This window comes from Pseudomonas sp. GW460-12-10-14-TSB1, from assembly GCF_017349775.1.
Lineage (GTDB): Bacteria > Pseudomonadota > Gammaproteobacteria > Pseudomonadales > Pseudomonadaceae > Aquipseudomonas > Aquipseudomonas piscium.
On record NZ_JACNAC010000010.1, the window covers coordinates 93,881 to 109,601 of the forward strand.

Genomic DNA, 15,721 nt, shown 5'->3' on the forward strand with positions numbered 1-15,721 from the left:
AAAATCGCCGGGCCTGAAGCTTGAATGCACAGGCCCGGCGGATTCGGTCAAAGCACCTTTGATCAGAACACTACGGTCTTGTTGCCGTGCACCAGCACGCGGTCTTCCAGGTGGTAGCGCAGGCCGCGGGCCAGGACCATCTTCTCGACGTCACGGCCGAAACGCACCATGTCTTCGATACTGTCGCTGTGGCTGACACGGACCACGTCCTGCTCGATGATCGGGCCGGCGTCCAGCTCTTCGGTCACGTAGTGGCAGGTCGCGCCGATCAGCTTCACGCCACGCAGGGAAGCCTGGTGGTAAGGCTTGGCGCCGACGAACGATGGCAGGAAGCTGTGGTGGATGTTGATCACCTTGTGCGCGTATTCGCTGCACAGTTCCGGCGGCAGGATCTGCATGTAGCGCGCCAGCACCACCACTTCGGCATCGTGCTGCTTGACCAGGCGCGAGACCTCGGCGAACGCCGGCTCCTTGTCCTGTGGGTTGACCGGCACGTGGTAATAAGGGATGCCATGCCACTCGACCATGCTGCGCAAGTCGTCGTGGTTGGAAATCACACAGGAGATTTCGCAGTCGAGTTCGTCGCTGTGCCAGCGGTGCAGCAGGTCCGCCAGGCAATGGGACTCGCGACTGGCCATCAACACCACGCGTTTCTTCTGCGCGGTATCGGTAATGCGCCAGTCCATCGAGAACTCTTCGGCAATCGGCGCAAAGGCTTCACGGAAGGCTTCAAGGCCGAACGGCAAAGAATCGGCACGTATTTCGTGACGCATGAAGAACCAGCCGCTCAGGTCATCCGAGTGGTGACTGGCTTCGGTGATCCAGCCGTTGTGGGACGCCAGAAAGTTACTGACTTTGGCAACGATGCCAACGCGGTCCGGGCAAGAAATCACCAACCGAAAAGTGCGCATGAGGGGGAAACTCCAGAACTTCGCAAAGGCCGCCATTCTAGCGATTGCGCGACAAAACTGCAGTATTCGTGATGTCGGAATCCGATTCCTCTGAGCCGCCCGTAGGGCTCATGCCCGATGCGAGAGGGAAATCAGTCACACTTGGAAATAGTCCTATAACTCTTTGGGGAATATTCCTGCGGACTCGTTCACAACATTTAACTCATCACTCAGCTTCTTTGCTAAACACTCTAATCAAATTAAATAAAAGACGGCTTTATTGTTTACTTGGGCAAACTGCCTGACTATTATTACGCCACTGTCACCTGCCACTCAGCACTCAACATAAGGCAATTCTCATGTCCCTGATCAACGAATACCGCGCCACAGAAGAAGCTATCAAAGAGCTGCAAGCCCGTTTGAAGAACCTGTCGCAAGACGACAAACTGCAAGCCGAGCTGGAATTCGAAGGCAAACTGCGCGCCCTGATGGGTGAATACTCCAAGTCCCTGCGCGACATCATCGCGCTGCTGGATCCGGACTCGAAAGTTAAAGCGCCACGTGTTGCCGCCAAAACTACCGGTACCAAGCGCGCACGCAAGGTCAAACAATACAAGAACCCGCACAACGGCGAAGTCATCGAAACCAAGGGTGGCAACCACAAAACTCTGAAAGAGTGGAAAGCCAAGTGGGGCGGCGACGTGGTCGAAGGCTGGGCAACCCTGCTGGGTTAAGCCGTACGCCCGTCACAGAGGGATTTGCGACCTTATGAAAAAACGCCAGCTTGCTGGCGTTTTTTTATTTCCGGCAAACGCCCGAAATGTTCTAAGCCGAACAATCAAAGGCCGAAACGCAGCGCCAGCGACCGGCTGTAATCCTGCCATTCATCCAGCACCTGACGCTGAATCGATGTAGCACTCGCCAGTAGTTCGGCAGCCGCCTGATTAAAACTTTCCAGGGTATTGGGCGCTCCCCACTGCGGGTCGCACAGGCGCTGCTGACAGAATGTTTTCCAGCGTTCTTGCTCCTCCCCGTTCAAGGTGTCAGGAAAGTTACGGGCGCGATAACGAAATAATAATTCCGGCAAACGTTCATCATCGAACGGCCATTGCTCTTGCCCCAAATGAACCGGCTCGGCATTGCGCACTTGTTCGCATAAGCGTCGGTCGCGATCACCGATAAAACCGTCGTACAACTGCTGCTCGGGATCGAGGCTGGGGGCAAAATCCTCGCTGGCATAAATAGCCGCAAGTTTATCCCGCCAAACTTCTTGTGCGTCACTTAGCCGCAGCGCCCGGGCCTTATATTCCGCCATGTCCAGTTGCAAACGCTGCTGGTCTTCGCCACGCAATACATTCAGCGGCGCGACGACCGGGCAGCGATTGATATGAATCAGCTTCAACGGCACCGGCAACTCGCCTTCGGCCAGGTCTTCGCGGCGGGTATACAAGCGCTGGCGCAACGTCTCGGCGTCCAGGTCGAGCAATCCCTGTGGGTCCAGGTGCAGGTCGCAGACAATCAGGGCATTGCGATTGCGCGGGTGCCAGGCCAGCGGCAGGACCACGCCGACATAACTGCGCGCCGCGGAAAAGCGCCCGGAAATATGCACCAGCGGTTGCAACAGGCGGATCTGGTCCATGACCTTCTGCTTGCTGCGCAACTGGAACAGCCATTCATACAGTTTCGGCTGCTTGTCGCGAATCAACTTGGCCAAGGCGATAGTGGCGCGCACATCGGACAGCGCTTCGTGGGCATGCCCGTGATCGATGCCATTGGCTGCCGTCAGGCGCTCCAGCTTCAGGGTCACCCGCCCTTCCTCGTCCCGTGGCCAGACAATCCCTTCCGGGCGCAAGGCATAAGCGGTGCGCACCACATCGATCAGGTCCCAACGGCTGTTGCCGCCTTGCCACTCGCGGGCGTAAGGGTCGAAGAAATTCCGGTACAGGCTGTAGCGGGTCATCTCGTCGTCGAAGCGCAGGGTGTTGTAGCCAGCGCCACAGGTGCCCGGCGCCGCCAGCTGGGCGTGCACCCGGGTCATGAAATCGGCTTCGCTCAACCCCTGCTCGGCCAGCCGGCCCGGGGTAATGCCGGTGATCATGCAGGCCGCCGGATGGGGCAGGATGTCGTCGCTGGGCTGACAATAGAGATTGACCGGCTCGCCGATCTCGTTGAGCTCGAAGTCGGTGCGAATCCCTGCCACCTGCAACGGCCGATCGCAGCGCGGGTTGATGCCGGTGGTTTCGTAGTCGTACCAGAAGATGGAAGTCACGGGCTGTTCCTGAGCAAAAGACCGGCGAAGTCTAGGCGCTTGGCATCGGCCGCGGCCAGCCTTCTTGCGATTCAAGGGTAACGGCGCACGTCACGCGAGACAGTTAATGATGTCGTTCGCCCCTCCGACACTGCTAGCATCAGGCGGTCATCCATCGCCACCAGGCCAGCCTCAAGTTGCCTATGCTCGAGACGACAGCACTGCCAGGGAAAGCATTGCCCCCACCGCTGGACACCCGCTACCAGGTCGAAACGCCAGAAGGCATCGACCTGCCGCTGCGGCCGGCGGGGCTGATGTCGCGTGCCCTGGCCTTTGCCATCGACCTGGGCTTTCGTGGCCTGATCCTCGGCGTACTGTTTATTGTCCTGGGGTTTCTCGGGCAGCTCGGCATGGGGCTGGGTTCGATCCTGCTGTTTCTGGTCAGTTGGTGGTACATGGTGCTGTTCGAGGTGTTGAACCAGGGCTGCTCGCCAGGCAAGCGACTGATGGGCCTGCGGGTCGTGCAGGACGATGGCACCCCCATCGGCTGGGGCCCTTCCCTGACCCGCAACCTGCTGCGTTTTGTCGACATGCTGCCGTTCGGTTATTGCCTCGGCGCCATCAGTTGCCTGCAGCACCCGACCTTCAAGCGCCTCGGCGACCTGGCCGCCGGCACGCTGGTGATCTACCGCGAGCAGCCGGTGGTCCGCCCGACCTTGCCGGCAGTGCCCGCCAAAACCGCCGCCTTCACCCTGAGCCTGGCCGAACAACGAGCCATCCTCAGCTTCGCCGAACGCCAGGAGCAACTGTCCGAGCAGCGGGTCCAGGAACTGGCCGCCCTGCTCGCCGAGCCCCTGCATGTCACGCCTGCGCAAGCCACTGCGGAACTCAACGGCATCGCCCGCGGGCTGCTGGGGCCGACATGAAACAGAGCCTGTTCGAAAGCCGTCATCAAGCCTTGTGGCAGCGCCTGCGCGAACAGCTCGAGCAACTGGAACGCGGCCAGGCGACGCCCGAGACCTGCGCCCGTTTCCCCGAGGATTACCGGCGCCTGTGCCAGCACCTGGCCCTGGCCCAGGAGCGCGGCTACAGTAGCTTCCTGGTCGATCCGTTGCAGCAACTGGCGCTGCGTGGCCATCAGCAGCTCTATCGCCAACGCAGCCCCTTGGGCGCCCGGGTCCTGGGCTTCATCCTGGCCGGTTTCCCGCAGCTCGTGCGCGAGCAATGGCGCTTCGTCCTGGCCGCCAGCCTGGTGTTCTTTGGCAGCCTGCTGGGTATCGGCCTGCTGGTGTACCTGGTGCCCGAGCTGATCTACAGCGTGATCAGCCCGCAACAGGTGGCCGAGATGCAACGCCTCTACGACCCGAACGCCAGCCGCCTGGGCCGGCTCGCCAACCGCGCCGCCGGCGAAGACTGGATGATGTTCGGCTACTACATCATGAACAACATCGGCATCGCTTTTCAGACCTTTGCCAGCGGCCTGCTGTTTGGCCTGGGGAGCCTGTTCTTCCTGTTTTTCAACGGCCTGACCATCGGCGCGGTGGCCGGCCACCTGACCCAGATCGGCTATGGCGCCACCTTCTGGTCGTTCGTCGTCGGCCACAGCGCCTTCGAGCTCAGCGCCATCGCCCTGGCCGGCGCGGCGGGGTTGAAAATGGGCTGGGCGCTGATCGCCCCCGGGCGCCTGCCCCGCGGCGAAGCCTTGCTGCTGGCCGCGCGCACCAGTGTGCAGTTGATCTGCGGGGTCATCCTATTCCTGCTGATCGCCGCGTTCATCGAAGCCTATTGGTCCTCCCTGACCTGGCCCGCGGCCTGGATCAAATACCTGGTCGGCGGCGCCTGCTGGCTGCTGGTCCTGGCCTACCTGATATTCGCTGGACGCCGTCATGCGCCTGAGTGAAGCCAGCGTGGTGATTCGCCCGCGCACGACCTGGGAAGCCATGGACCTGGGCGTATTGCTGAGCCAGCGCCACCGGCGCCTGCTGATGACCAGCTGGGCGCTGATCACCCTGCCGGTGTTCGCCCTGCTCAGCCTGCTGCTCTGGGATTCGCCCACCCTCGCCCTGCTGCTGTTCTGGTGGCTCAAGCCGGCCTTCGAACGGCTGCCGCTGTACATCCTCGCCAAGGCCCTGTTCGGCGAAACCCCAACCTTGCGCCAGGCCCTGCGCCAATGGCCACGGCTGCTCAAGCCGCAACTGCTGGCCAGCCTGACCTGGCGCCGCCTGAGCCTGAGCCGCAGTTTCATCATGCCCGTGGTGCAGCTTGAAGGCCTGAGCGGCGAGGCGCGCCAGCAGCGGGTGCACGTGTTGCTACAGCGCAATGCCGGGGCCGCGCACTGGCTGACCCTGATCGGCGTGCACCTGGAAGGCATCTTGTGGATCGGCCTACTGGCGCTGTTCTATCTGCTGCTGCCACAGCAGATCGAGCTGGACTGGGACTGGCAGACCCTGATCGCCGCCGCCCAGCAGGACTGGCTCTGGCTCGAACACCTGACCAACGCCTTTTATGCCCTGATCCTGATTATCTGGGAGCCGGTGTACGTCGCCTGCGGCTTCAGCCTTTACCTCAATCGCCGCACACTGCTGGAGGCCTGGGATATCGAACTGGTGCTGCGCCGCCTGCGGCAGCGCTTGAGCGGCGTCGCCCTGCTACTGGTCCTGGGCAGCCTGAGCCTGCTGCCCCTGGCGCCCGAGGCCTGGGCCGCCGAACCGCTCGCCACGCCCGACAGCCCGCGCCTGCTGGATCAGCCGCTGACCAGCCAGGCCGCGAAAGACAGCATCAACCAGATCCTCGACCAGCCGCCCTTCAAGAACCCGCAGACCCTGACCCGTTACCGGTTCGACGAAGACAGCCCGAAAAGCGCTGAAGAATCTGAGCTGCCGGGCTGGCTCAAGGCCCTGACCGATCTGCTCGACAACAGTGTCTTCGGCGCCGCGGCCAAAGCCCTGGAGATCCTGCTCTGGGCCCTGCTACTGGGGGCGCTGGCCTTGCTGGTGTGGCGTCATCGTGAGTGGTTGCGGGCCTTTGTCGGCCGCCGACCGCGGTCCGGCAAGGTCCCCGCGCGAACCGCTCCACAACAGTTGTTCGGCCTGGACCTCAGCCCCGACGCCTTGCCCGAAGATGTCGCCGCCGCTGCCGAAGCGCTCTGGCCACAGCAGCCTCGGGAGGCCCTCGGGCTGTTGTACCGCGCGCTGCTGAGCCGGCTCCTGCATGACTTCCGCCTGCCGCTGAAACCGGCGGACACCGAGGGCCAGGTCCTCGAGCAGATCAAGGCTTTACAGTTGCCTCAGCTCCAGGCGTTCAGCAGCAGCCTGACCCAGCACTGGCAGAACCTGGCCTACGGTCATCGCCTGCCTCCCGCACAGCTGAAGCAGGAACTGTGCGATGGCTGGCGGACCCTGTTCGGCCCGGGAGTTCCACGGTGAACCGGCGCCTGCTGCCGCTGCTCGCGCTGCTGGTCGCCGGCCTGCTCGGCGGCTTGCTGCTGTACCTCTACCTCAACGCCAGGCCCTACCAGGAAACCATCGATCACGGCCCTTCCCCGCAAGCCCGCGCCAACCCTTACCTGGCGGCGGAAATGTTCCTGCGCCAGCGCGGCCTGCAGGTTCACCACGCCAACGGCCTGGAGGTGCTGCCGACCCTCAAGCCGGAACAACACAGCCTGTTGCTGCTGGGCGAGCGCTCGAACATGACGCCGCAGCAGGTCGAGCAACTACTGGACTGGGCCAGGGCCGGCGGGCGCCTGCTGTTCGTCGCCGAAGCACTGTGGAACAAAGAGGCTGGACGCAGCGGCGACCTGCTGCTCGATCGCCTGCACCTGCGCCAATTTCTCAGCAAGGACCTGAAAGCCCCACCGCCCAACGCCGGCAAAGAGCCCTACCCGAAACTGACCAAGCTCTACCTGGAAGACGAAGACGCCCCGGCCTACATCGGTTTCGACACTGACTTCCATCTGGAAGACCCGGACAACCTCGCCCAGTCCTGGGCCAACAGCGCCCGGGCGACCCACATGATGCAACTGAGCTACGGCAAGGGTTCGGTTACCGTGCTCACCGACGCCGAGATCTGGAAGACCCCGTTCATCGCCAAGTACGACAACGCCTGGCTGCTCTGGTACCTGAGCGCCGACAGCGACGTCACCCTGCTGTTCGACACCGATCACGACAGCCTCTGGAGCCTGCTGCTGAAGTACTTCCCGCAGGCGCTGGTCGCCCTCGCCGCGCTGCTCGGCCTGTGGCTGTGGCATGTCGGGGTTCGCCACGGACCGATGCAGGCCCCGACGCCCAAAGCCCGGCGCCAGTTGCGCGAGCACCTGCAAGCCAGTGCCCGCTTCCTGTTGCGCCATACCGGCCAGCAAGGGCTGCTGCACGCCCTGCGCCAGGACATCCTGCGCCGCGCCCAGCATCGTCATCCCGGTTTCGAACGACTCACCGCCGCCGAACAAGGGCAGGTCCTCGCCCGCCTCACCCGGCAACCGGACAGTGTCATCAGCCAGGCCTTGGCCCCCCAGCCGAAACAACGCCTTTCCAGCGCCGACTTCAGCCGCCTGGTCACCCACCTGCAAACTCTCAGGAATGCCCTATGAGCGACCTTCCCGCCGAACCGCTTCCCGCCACCGAGCCCGGTCATGCGCAAGCGCATGCCGTCCAGCAACGCCAGCGCGCCAGCCAGTTGGCCCAGGCCCTGCGCCATGAACTGCAAAAGGCAGTGATCGGCCAGGACGCGGTGATCGACGACGTGCTCACCGCCCTGATCGCCGGCGGCCACGTGCTGCTCGAAGGCGTGCCCGGGCTGGGCAAGACCTTGCTGGTGCGCGCCCTGGCCCGTTGCTTCGGCGGCGAGTTCGCGCGTATCCAGTTCACCCCGGACCTGATGCCCAGCGACGTCACCGGCCATGCGGTCTACGACCTGCAGACCGAGCAGTTCAAGCTGCGCAAGGGCCCCTTGTTCACCAACCTGCTGCTGGCCGACGAGATCAACCGCGCGCCGGCCAAGACCCAGGCTGCCCTGCTCGAAGCCATGCAGGAGCGCCAGGTCACCCTCGAAGGCCGGGCGTTGCCCATCGTCCAGCCCTTCATGGTCCTGGCCACGCAGAACCCGATTGAACAGGAAGGCACCTACCCGCTGCCGGAAGCCGAGCTCGACCGTTTCATGCTCAAGCTGCGCATGGATTACCCGGACAGCGACCAGGAATTGAACATGGTCCGCCAGGTCACCCGCTCGCCTCGGGCCGACATGCTCGACGTGCAGCCGCTGCGCACCCTGCTGCAGGCCAAGGACGTGCTGGCCCTGCAGCGGATCGCCAGCGACCTGCCGCTGGACGAGCAGGTCCTCGACTACGCCGTGCGGCTGGCCAGGGCCACCCGCAGTTGGCCGGGACTGACCCTCGGCGCCGGGCCGCGGGCGTCGATCGCCCTGGTTCGTGGGGCGCGGGCCAGGGCCTTGTTGCGGGGCGGCGAGTTCGTCATTCCGGACGACATCAAGGGCTGTGCCCTGGCGGTACTGCGCCATCGCGTGCGGATCGCCCCGGAGCTGGATATCGAAGGCCTGTCGGTGGAGCAGGTGCTCAAGCAACTGCTCGATCAAGTACCGGCACCGCGACTGTGAGCCCGCTGAAGCGATGAAACCCTCACGCCTGTTTCTGACCTGGCTTGGCGTATTGCTGGCGCTGGACGTGCTGCTCGGCGCCGCGCGGGCCTATGGCCTGGCGGTCGCGACCAGCCTGCAAGCGATTGCCTGGGGCCTGCTCCTGGCCCTGTTGCTGCTGGCCGTGCTGGATGCCTTCCGGCTCAGGCGCCTGCCTTCGCCCCAGCTCCAGCGCCAGTTGCCCGGCAGCCTGCCCCTGGGCCGCTGGAGCGAAGTGCGCCTAGAGGTTCGCCACGACTTTACTCAGCCGCTGACCCTGGAGCTGTTCGATCATGTGCCGGACGGCCTGGGCTTCGAATACCTGCCGCAGTCGCTGCTGCTGGAACCGGGCCAGTCGCAGGAACTGGGTTACCGGGTGCGGCCGCTCAAGCGCGGCCATTTCAACTTCGAGCGCTGCGAGGTCAGCCTGCCCAGCCCGCTGGGCCTGTGGTCGGCGCGTCGGTTGTTGAAGCTCAACGACAGCACGCGCGTCTACCCGGATTTCGCCCGCCTCTACGGCGCCCGGTTGCTGGCCGTCGACAACTGGCTGAACCAGATCGGCGTGCGGCAACAGCCACGTCGCGGCCTGGGCCTGGAGTTCAACCAGCTGCGCGAGTTTCGCGAGGGCGACAGCCTGCGCCAGATCGACTGGAAAGCCACCGCCCGGCAACGCACGCCGATTGCCCGCGAGTACCAGGACGAACGCGACCAGCAGATCGTCTTCATGCTCGACTGCGGCCGACGCATGCGCAGCCAGGACGGGGAACTGGCGCATTTCGACCATGCGCTCAACGCCTGCCTGCTGCTCAGTTATGTCGCCTTGCGCCAGGGCGATGCGGTGGGCCTGAGCACCTTTGCCGGCGAACGCCGCCGCTACCTGGCGCCGGTCAAGGGCGTGGGCCAGTTGAGTGCCTTGCTCAACACTGTCTACGACCTGGACAGCAGCCAGCGCTGCGCCGACTTCCAGGCCGCCGCCAGCGAGCTGCTGGCGCGGCAGAAACGCCGGGCCCTGGTGGTGCTGGTGACCAACCTGAGGGACGAGGACGACGAGGAACTGCTGACCGCGGTCAAGCGTCTCGGGCGCCAGCATCGGGTGCTGGTGGCCAGCCTGCGCGAGGAAGTCCTCGATCAGCTGCGCCAGGCGCCGGTGCACAACCTGCCCGACGCCCTGGCCTACTGCGGCACGATCAATTACCTGAATGCCCGTACCAACCTGCATGAGCGCCTGAGCGCCCAGGGCGTTGCCCTGCTCGATGTGCGGCCGGGTGAACTGGGGGCAGAGCTGGTGACCCGTTACCTCAGCTGGAAAAAGGCCGGGACGCTGTAACGCTCAGGCGGAGGTCTGCAACGGGTAGAAACTGAAGTAGGTGCGCAAGGCCGTCACCAGCTCGCGGTACTCGGGAGGCGAACGCAGCAGCACGAAGCCGGTGTCGTAATGATGGGGCGTGACATCTTCATGGCACCAGCGGCAGGAGGCGGTGATCTCGATCGATTGCAACTGGCCGTCGCGACCGGGAACCTGCAGGCGCAACTCGAAATCGGCGCCGATCAGCATCGGCAACTGGCTGATCAACATGAAGCCGTCTTCGGAGACGTTGCCCAGATAACCGATGGGTCGATCGGTCAGCCGATTGAACACTTTCAAAAAACACGGCAACTGGTGCCGCTCGATCCGCCGGTCCGTGAACATGTCATGCATCGCTATTTAAGAAGGTCATTGCGCATCGTCGCACCGAGGACTGCTGGCCCCGGCCGGCCCATTTTAGAAACGATACTCTAAAACAGGCCCACAGATGTTAGTTCAAGACTCATGCGGGACCAGCGACGGCACGATGAAGATCGTTACAACGCGGTCGGACGCGCCTGAGCGCTGCTGCGCGAAGGGTAATGCCCCAGTTGCTGCAGGGTTTCCAGGCGCGCGCGGGCGCGGTAGGCGTACTCGCTGCCGGGGTGCTCGGTGATGATGTACTGATAGGTCTGCACAGCATCGAGGAACAGCTTCTGCCGCTCCAGGCACTGTCCGCGCAGCATCGATACCTCGGGCTGGATATAAGGGCGCGAGCGACTCGTGCGGTCGACCTGGCTCAGTTCGAGTATCACCCGTTCGCAGTTGCCGGCGTCATAGGCGCGGTAGGCGGTATTCAGATGATGGTCCATCGACCAGCGGGTACAGCCGACAACACTGACGGCCAGGGCAGCAATGAGCACGAATCGCATGGGGGTTCTCCTGTCTTGTGCACGTTATCGACCCGCGTTGGAAAATCTTCAGGAATGTTCGTTTAAAGAAACAAACGAATAAGTAGTGCAAACGAACAATGACTACAGCTTCGGACCATAGTAGCCTCTCGTTGCGCTTGAACTCAGGAGTCTTTGCATGTCCGTCCGTCGTACCAAAATCGTCGCTACCCTTGGCCCGGCCAGTAACTCGCCGGAAGTTCTCGAACAGCTGATTCTGGCTGGCCTGGACGTCGCCCGCCTGAACTTCTCCCACGGCACCCCGGACGAGCACAAGGCTCGCGCCAAGCTGGTGCGTGACCTGGCCGCCAAGCATGGCCGCTTCGTCGCGCTGCTGGGTGACCTGCAAGGCCCGAAGATCCGTATCGCCAAATTCGCCAACAAGCGCATCGAGCTGAAGATCGGTGACAAGTTCACCTTCTCCACCAGCCACCCGCTGACCGAAGGTACCCAGGACATCGTCGGCATCGACTATCCGGACCTGGTCAAGGACTGCGGCGTGGGCGACGAGCTGCTGCTCGACGACGGCCGCGTGGTGATGCGCGTCGAAACCGCCACCAGCACCGAACTGCATTGCGTCGTGACCATCGGCGGCCCGCTGTCGGACCACAAGGGCATCAACCGTCGCGGCGGTGGCCTGACCGCCCCGGCCCTGACCGAAAAAGACAAGGCCGACATCAAGCTGGCCGCGGCCATGGACCTGGACTACCTGGCCGTGTCCTTCCCGCGTGACGCCGCTGACATGGAATACGCCCGCCAACTGCGCGACGAAGCCGGCGGCACCGCCTGGCTGGTGGCGAAGATCGAGCGCGCCGAAGCCGTGGCCAACGACGAAACCCTCGACGGCCTGATCAAGGCGTCCGACGCCGTGATGGTGGCCCGTGGTGACCTGGGCGTGGAAATCGGCGACGCCGAGCTGGTGGGCATCCAGAAGAAAATCATCCTGCACGCCCGTCGCCACAACAAGGCGGTGATCGTGGCGACCCAGATGATGGAGTCGATGATCCAGAACCCGATGCCGACCCGCGCCGAAGTGTCCGACGTGGCCAACGCCGTGCTCGACTATACCGACGCCGTGATGCTGTCCGCCGAATCCGCCGCCGGCGCCTACCCGCTCGAGGCGGTGCAGGCCATGGACCGCATCTGTATCGGCGCGGAAAAGCACCCGACCAGCAAGACCTCCAGCCACCGCATCGGCAAGACCTTCGAGCGTTGCGACGAGAGCATTGCCCTGGCCACCATGTACACCGCCAACCACTTCCCGGGCGTGAAGGCGATCATCGCCTTGACTGAAAGCGGCTACACCCCGCTGATCATGTCGCGTATCCGTTCCTCGGTGCCGATCTACGCGTTCACCCCGCACCGCGAAGCCCAGGCCCGCACCGCGATGTTCCGTGGCGTCTACACCATCCCGTTCGACCCGGCATCCCTGCCGCCAAGCGAAGTCAGCCAGAAGGCCATCGACGAGCTGGTCAAGCGCGGCGTCGTACAGAAAGGCGACTGGGTGATCCTGACCAAGGGCGACAGCTACCACACCACCGGCGGCACCAACGGCATGAAGATCCTGCACGTTGGCGACCCAATGGTCTGAGCCACCTGACGCAACAATAAAAAGCCCCGCAGTGAAGACTGCGGGGCTTTTTTATGGACTCTGCGAACCTGTAGGAGCGAGCGGGCGGCGATCCGACTTGCCCACGATAGCTACACCGCGGTCCACCAGAAACAACGCGGCGCCCGCCATCGCGAGCAAGCTTCGCTCCTACAGGGCCGGGATCAGTTCTTGGCAAGAAACCCCGACAAGGCAGCCAGCGCTTCCGGCGAATGCAGGCGCTGGGTGAACAGCGCGCCCTCCTCCGCAATCACCTTGCGCAGTTGCTCGCGATCGGGTGTGCGCATCAGCTGCTTGCTGATCTGCACCGCCTGCGGCGCCAGCTTCTCGAAACGCAGCGCCATCTCCCGGGCCTTGTCCAGGGTCGCCACGCCGTCGGCCAAGGCCAGGTTGGCAATGCCCCACTGCGCAGCCTGTTCGCCACTGAAACCCTCACCCAGCAACAACAGCTCGGCGGCCTTGGCCTGCCCAAGCAGGCGCGGCAGGATCAGGCTGGAACCGAACTCGGGGCACAAACCGAGATTGACGAAAGGCATGCGCAAGCGGGCATCGCGACTGACGTACACCAGGTCGCAATGCAGCAGCAGGGTGGTGCCGATCCCCACGGCCGGGCCCGCGACCGCGGCGACCACCGGCTTGCGGCACTCGAACAGGCTGAGCATGAACTGGAAGACCGGGCTGTCGAGGCCGGTGGGCGGCTGCTGAAGGAAGTCGGCAATATCGTTGCCGGCGGTAAAGCAGTCGCTGCTGCCGCTGATCAGTACCGCGCGGACCTCAGGGTCGGCGTCGGCTTGCCGCAGCCCTTCGGCCAGCTGGCTGTACATGGCCCGGGTCAGGGCATTTTTCTTGTCCGGGCGGTTCAGACGCAGGGTCAGCAGCCCGCCCTCGCGTTCAAGCAGGATGGTATCGGTCATGGGTGGTCTCGCTCAGGACGGATCAGCGCTCAACCACGGGGCAGGAATACATCGGCCAGCAGTTGATTGCGCGGCAGCCCCGCCAGGTACAAGCGTCGGGCGAAAGCATCGACGCTGTCGGGGTGCCCGCAGAGTAAGGCCTGGGTTTGTCGCGAAACAAGCCGCAGTTGTGCCAAAGCCGCTGGCAGCTCGGTCGCGGTCAACAGCTCGACACTGAGGTTGGCGCGGTTCGCCGCCAGCGCCGCCAGGGGCTTGGCCAGGTAATGTTCGCTGGCGTCATGGGCCAGGTGAATGACGCGGATGGCGCCTTGATGATCCTGGCGCAGAGCCTCGCGCAGGATACCGAACAACGGCGCCAGCCCAGTGCCCGCCGCCAGCAGCCACAATGGCCGGGTTTGCCAGTCTGGGTCGTAATGCAGCGCCCCACCGCGCAGTTCGCCCAGGCGCAGCCCATCGCCGGGCTTGAGCTGGCGCGCCGCGTCGCTGAACTCGCCGGGCTGGCGGCAATCGAGGTGGAACTCGAGAAAGCGGTCTTCGCCGGGCAGGCTCGCCAGCGAATACGGCCGCGCCACGCCAGAGGCCGTCCACAACACCAGATGCTGGCCGGCCTGATAACGCAGGTTGCGCTCCGGCTGCAAACGCAGGCGCAGCACCGTGGCCGACAGCCAGTCCACACCCACCACCTCGGCCGGTGCGCCATCGCGCAGCGGGTCGTAGGTTTCCACCCGCAGGTCTTCCACCACCTGGCACTGACAGGCCAGCCGCCAGCCGCGCTGGCGCTGATCGTCGCTCAGGGCATCGGGCCGGCTGTCGCTGGGCAGGCCCCCGACACAATGCACCAGGCAGGCGTGACAACTGCCGGCGCGGCAGCTGTAAGGCACCGCCACGCCGGCCTGATTCAAGGCATCGAGCAAATTGCTGCCAGCAGCCACCGACCACTGCCGCTCACCGACACGCAGCTCAGGCATCGATATTTTCCCAGGCCGCGGCGCAGCGGTTGCGCCCGTCGCGCTTGGCCCGGTACAGCGCCTGGTCGGCACGTTGCAGGGCGTCGTCCAGATCGTCGCCCAGTTCCACCAGGGTCATCCCCACGGACAGGCTCAGGCCCGGCACCTCGATGCCGATCAACTGGGCGTCCATGAAGGCCACGCGCAGACGCTCGCAGCAGGAGGTCAGGCGTTCGGGATCGCAATCGGGCAACAACATGACAAACTCCTCGCCGCCGTAGCGGGCCAATACATCGCCATCGCGCAAACAGGCGCTGGCCACGGCGGCGAACGCCTGCAGCACCTGATCGCCGGCGGCATGGCCGTGCACGTCGTTGATCCGCTTGAAGTGATCGAGGTCGATCAGCGCCAGGCCATGCATCTGGTCCAGGCTCATCGCATGCAGTTCGCGCGAAGCCAGCCGCAGGAAATGCCGTCGATTGTACAGGCCGGTCAGTTCGTCGGTGGCGACCAGGTCTTCCAGTTGTCGCATCATGCCGCGCAAGGTGTCCTGGTGGGCCTGCAAGGCAAAGCGCCGTTGCCGCATGCGCTGCCGGGAAGCCTGCACATAGCTGGCATACAGGCACAGCCAGGCCAGCACCACGAACAGCACGCACACCTGCAGCACGGCGAGCATCGGATCGGCCAGCCGGAAGTGGTAGCCGTCCCACAGCGTGATCCCGGCAAAGCCGATGAAAATGCACAGGGCGCAACGCACGAAGGCCCGGCGCGGAAGGTGGAACAGGCCGAACAACAGCATCAGCAGGTAGAACACCAGGAAGGTGCCGCGCGCGGTATCGAGGTGGGCCAGCATCCAGGTCTGCCAGCCGATGCCCAGGAGGATCTGGATCTCGGTCAGGCTCGGGTCGCGAAAGCGCAGGTTGCGCCCGGACACGAACAGCCAGAGCAGCACCGCCTGGCTCAGCACCACCAGGCCGGTATCGATCAGCGCCGAACGCAGCGGCGCCGAATAGTGGCCACTGAAAATGGCCAGCCAGAGCAGCAGCAACGCCAGTCCATAGGTACCCGCCGCAAGAACGAAGCGCTTGAGTAAAAGACTCTGGATAGCGTTATGGGTCAATCGTTGACTCACCATGCGAAAGGGGGCTTTAAAGAGTTTCCTACCCTACAGGCCACTTGCCACTTTAGTGGTGTCGCCAAAAAATAACTATCCCATTTTTGTCCCCGCCCAGCGCCATCCCGCGCCGGGCCGC

15 protein-coding genes are annotated in these 15,721 nt (G+C 64.0%); 8 read left to right on the forward strand and 7 right to left on the reverse strand.

Translation table 11 applies throughout. The features are described 5' to 3' along the window. Window positions 1-62 precede the first annotated feature (62 nt). Entirely contained in the window at window positions 63-911 is an 849-nt protein-coding gene (gene purU / locus J4D52_RS09330) for a formyltetrahydrofolate deformylase (protein WP_007931173.1), read from the reverse strand. Between the two features lie 338 nt (window positions 912-1,249). Between purU and mvaT the strand changes: the two genes are divergently transcribed. Next, a complete protein-coding gene (gene mvaT / locus J4D52_RS09335) occupies window positions 1,250-1,624 on the forward strand; it encodes a histone-like nucleoid-structuring protein MvaT (RefSeq protein WP_007931174.1) in 375 nt (124 codons plus the stop codon). A 104-nt stretch (window positions 1,625-1,728) separates the two neighbouring features. Here mvaT and sbcB read toward each other — a convergent pair whose 3' ends face one another. Then, the gene (gene sbcB / locus J4D52_RS09340; RefSeq protein ID WP_009050490.1) at window positions 1,729-3,159 is read right to left on the reverse strand and encodes an exodeoxyribonuclease I; all 1,431 of its coding nucleotides are present in this window, start codon (window positions 3,157-3,159) and stop codon (window positions 1,729-1,731) included. Between the two features lie 182 nt (window positions 3,160-3,341). Here sbcB and J4D52_RS09345 point away from each other — a divergent pair, with 182 nt between their 5' ends. The 6 genes from J4D52_RS09345 to J4D52_RS09370 are packed head-to-tail and all read left to right on the forward strand — an operon-like array spanning window position 3,342 to window position 10,090. Further along, window positions 3,342-4,064: an RDD family protein gene (locus J4D52_RS09345; protein WP_102677829.1), complete on the forward strand. Its 723-nt coding sequence runs from the start codon at window positions 3,342-3,344 to the stop codon at window positions 4,062-4,064. Beyond that, entirely contained in the window at window positions 4,061-5,038 is a 978-nt protein-coding gene (locus tag J4D52_RS09350; protein ID WP_025806027.1) for a stage II sporulation protein M, read from the forward strand. Before J4D52_RS09345 ends, J4D52_RS09350 begins: the two co-directional genes overlap by 4 nt. Beyond that, the gene (locus J4D52_RS09355; protein WP_102677828.1) at window positions 5,025-6,563 is read left to right on the forward strand and encodes a DUF4129 domain-containing protein; all 1,539 of its coding nucleotides are present in this window, start codon (window positions 5,025-5,027) and stop codon (window positions 6,561-6,563) included. Before J4D52_RS09350 ends, J4D52_RS09355 begins: the two co-directional genes overlap by 14 nt. Next, complete coding sequence (locus J4D52_RS09360; protein ID WP_102677827.1) at window positions 6,560-7,723, forward strand: DUF4350 domain-containing protein; 1,164 nt, start codon at window positions 6,560-6,562, stop codon at window positions 7,721-7,723. Before J4D52_RS09355 ends, J4D52_RS09360 begins: the two co-directional genes overlap by 4 nt. Further along, window positions 7,720-8,745 (forward strand): MoxR family ATPase, encoded by a 1,026-nt coding sequence (locus J4D52_RS09365; protein WP_053280631.1) that lies wholly within the window; start codon window positions 7,720-7,722, stop codon window positions 8,743-8,745. Before J4D52_RS09360 ends, J4D52_RS09365 begins: the two co-directional genes overlap by 4 nt. 13 nt (window positions 8,746-8,758) lie before the next feature. Beyond that, entirely contained in the window at window positions 8,759-10,090 is a 1,332-nt protein-coding gene (locus J4D52_RS09370) for a DUF58 domain-containing protein (protein ID WP_063432792.1), read from the forward strand. 3 nt (window positions 10,091-10,093) lie between these two features. On the opposite strand, the gene J4D52_RS09375 is transcribed toward J4D52_RS09370, so the two are convergent. Both J4D52_RS09375 and J4D52_RS09380 read right to left on the reverse strand, forming a co-directional pair. Continuing rightward, entirely contained in the window at window positions 10,094-10,453 is a 360-nt protein-coding gene (locus J4D52_RS09375; protein WP_025805939.1) for a PilZ domain-containing protein, read from the reverse strand. Window positions 10,454-10,605: 152 nt separating this feature from the next. Continuing rightward, a complete protein-coding gene (locus J4D52_RS09380; RefSeq protein WP_025805940.1) occupies window positions 10,606-10,980 on the reverse strand; it encodes a tol-pal system YbgF family protein in 375 nt (124 codons plus the stop codon). A gap of 157 nt (window positions 10,981-11,137) precedes the next feature. Between J4D52_RS09380 and pyk the strand changes: the two genes are divergently transcribed. Beyond that, window positions 11,138-12,589: a pyruvate kinase gene (gene pyk / locus J4D52_RS09385; RefSeq protein ID WP_063432793.1), complete on the forward strand. Its 1,452-nt coding sequence runs from the start codon at window positions 11,138-11,140 to the stop codon at window positions 12,587-12,589. A 182-nt stretch (window positions 12,590-12,771) separates the two neighbouring features. On the opposite strand, the gene J4D52_RS09390 is transcribed toward pyk, so the two are convergent. The 3 genes from J4D52_RS09390 to J4D52_RS09400 are packed head-to-tail and all read right to left on the reverse strand — an operon-like array spanning window position 12,772 to window position 15,588. Then, complete coding sequence (locus J4D52_RS09390) at window positions 12,772-13,521, reverse strand: enoyl-CoA hydratase-related protein (protein WP_025805942.1); 750 nt, start codon at window positions 13,519-13,521, stop codon at window positions 12,772-12,774. 29 nt (window positions 13,522-13,550) lie between these two features. Further along, the gene (locus J4D52_RS09395; protein WP_102677826.1) at window positions 13,551-14,489 is read right to left on the reverse strand and encodes an iron-sulfur-binding ferredoxin reductase; all 939 of its coding nucleotides are present in this window, start codon (window positions 14,487-14,489) and stop codon (window positions 13,551-13,553) included. Continuing rightward, window positions 14,482-15,588, reverse strand: a complete 1,107-nt coding sequence (locus J4D52_RS09400; RefSeq protein WP_025805945.1) for a diguanylate cyclase — start codon at window positions 15,586-15,588, stop codon at window positions 14,482-14,484. The genes J4D52_RS09395 and J4D52_RS09400 overlap by 8 nt, the downstream gene beginning before the upstream one ends. Window positions 15,589-15,721: the final 133 nt, after the last annotated feature.

Bases quoted from the DNA above. Each gene is read 5' to 3' on its own strand.
- purU (WP_007931173.1), bottom strand. From the start codon at position 911: ATGCGCACTTTTCGGTTGGTGATTTCTTGCCCGGACCGCGTTGGCATC.
- J4D52_RS09395 (WP_102677826.1), bottom strand. From the start codon at position 14,489: ATGCCTGAGCTGCGTGTCGGTGAGCGGCAGTGGTCGGTGGCTGCTGGC.
- J4D52_RS09370 (WP_063432792.1), top strand. From the start codon at position 8,759: ATGAAACCCTCACGCCTGTTTCTGACCTGGCTTGGCGTATTGCTGGCG.
- J4D52_RS09375 (WP_025805939.1), bottom strand. From the start codon at position 10,453: ATGTTCACGGACCGGCGGATCGAGCGGCACCAGTTGCCGTGTTTTTTG.
- J4D52_RS09345 (WP_102677829.1), top strand. From the start codon at position 3,342: ATGCTCGAGACGACAGCACTGCCAGGGAAAGCATTGCCCCCACCGCTG.
- J4D52_RS09380 (WP_025805940.1), bottom strand. From the start codon at position 10,980: ATGCGATTCGTGCTCATTGCTGCCCTGGCCGTCAGTGTTGTCGGCTGT.
- J4D52_RS09365 (WP_053280631.1), top strand. From the start codon at position 7,720: ATGAGCGACCTTCCCGCCGAACCGCTTCCCGCCACCGAGCCCGGTCAT.
- J4D52_RS09350 (WP_025806027.1), top strand. From the start codon at position 4,061: ATGAAACAGAGCCTGTTCGAAAGCCGTCATCAAGCCTTGTGGCAGCGC.
- J4D52_RS09355 (WP_102677828.1), top strand. From the start codon at position 5,025: ATGCGCCTGAGTGAAGCCAGCGTGGTGATTCGCCCGCGCACGACCTGG.
- pyk (WP_063432793.1), top strand. From the start codon at position 11,138: ATGTCCGTCCGTCGTACCAAAATCGTCGCTACCCTTGGCCCGGCCAGT.
- J4D52_RS09390 (WP_025805942.1), bottom strand. From the start codon at position 13,521: ATGACCGATACCATCCTGCTTGAACGCGAGGGCGGGCTGCTGACCCTG.
- mvaT (WP_007931174.1), top strand. From the start codon at position 1,250: ATGTCCCTGATCAACGAATACCGCGCCACAGAAGAAGCTATCAAAGAG.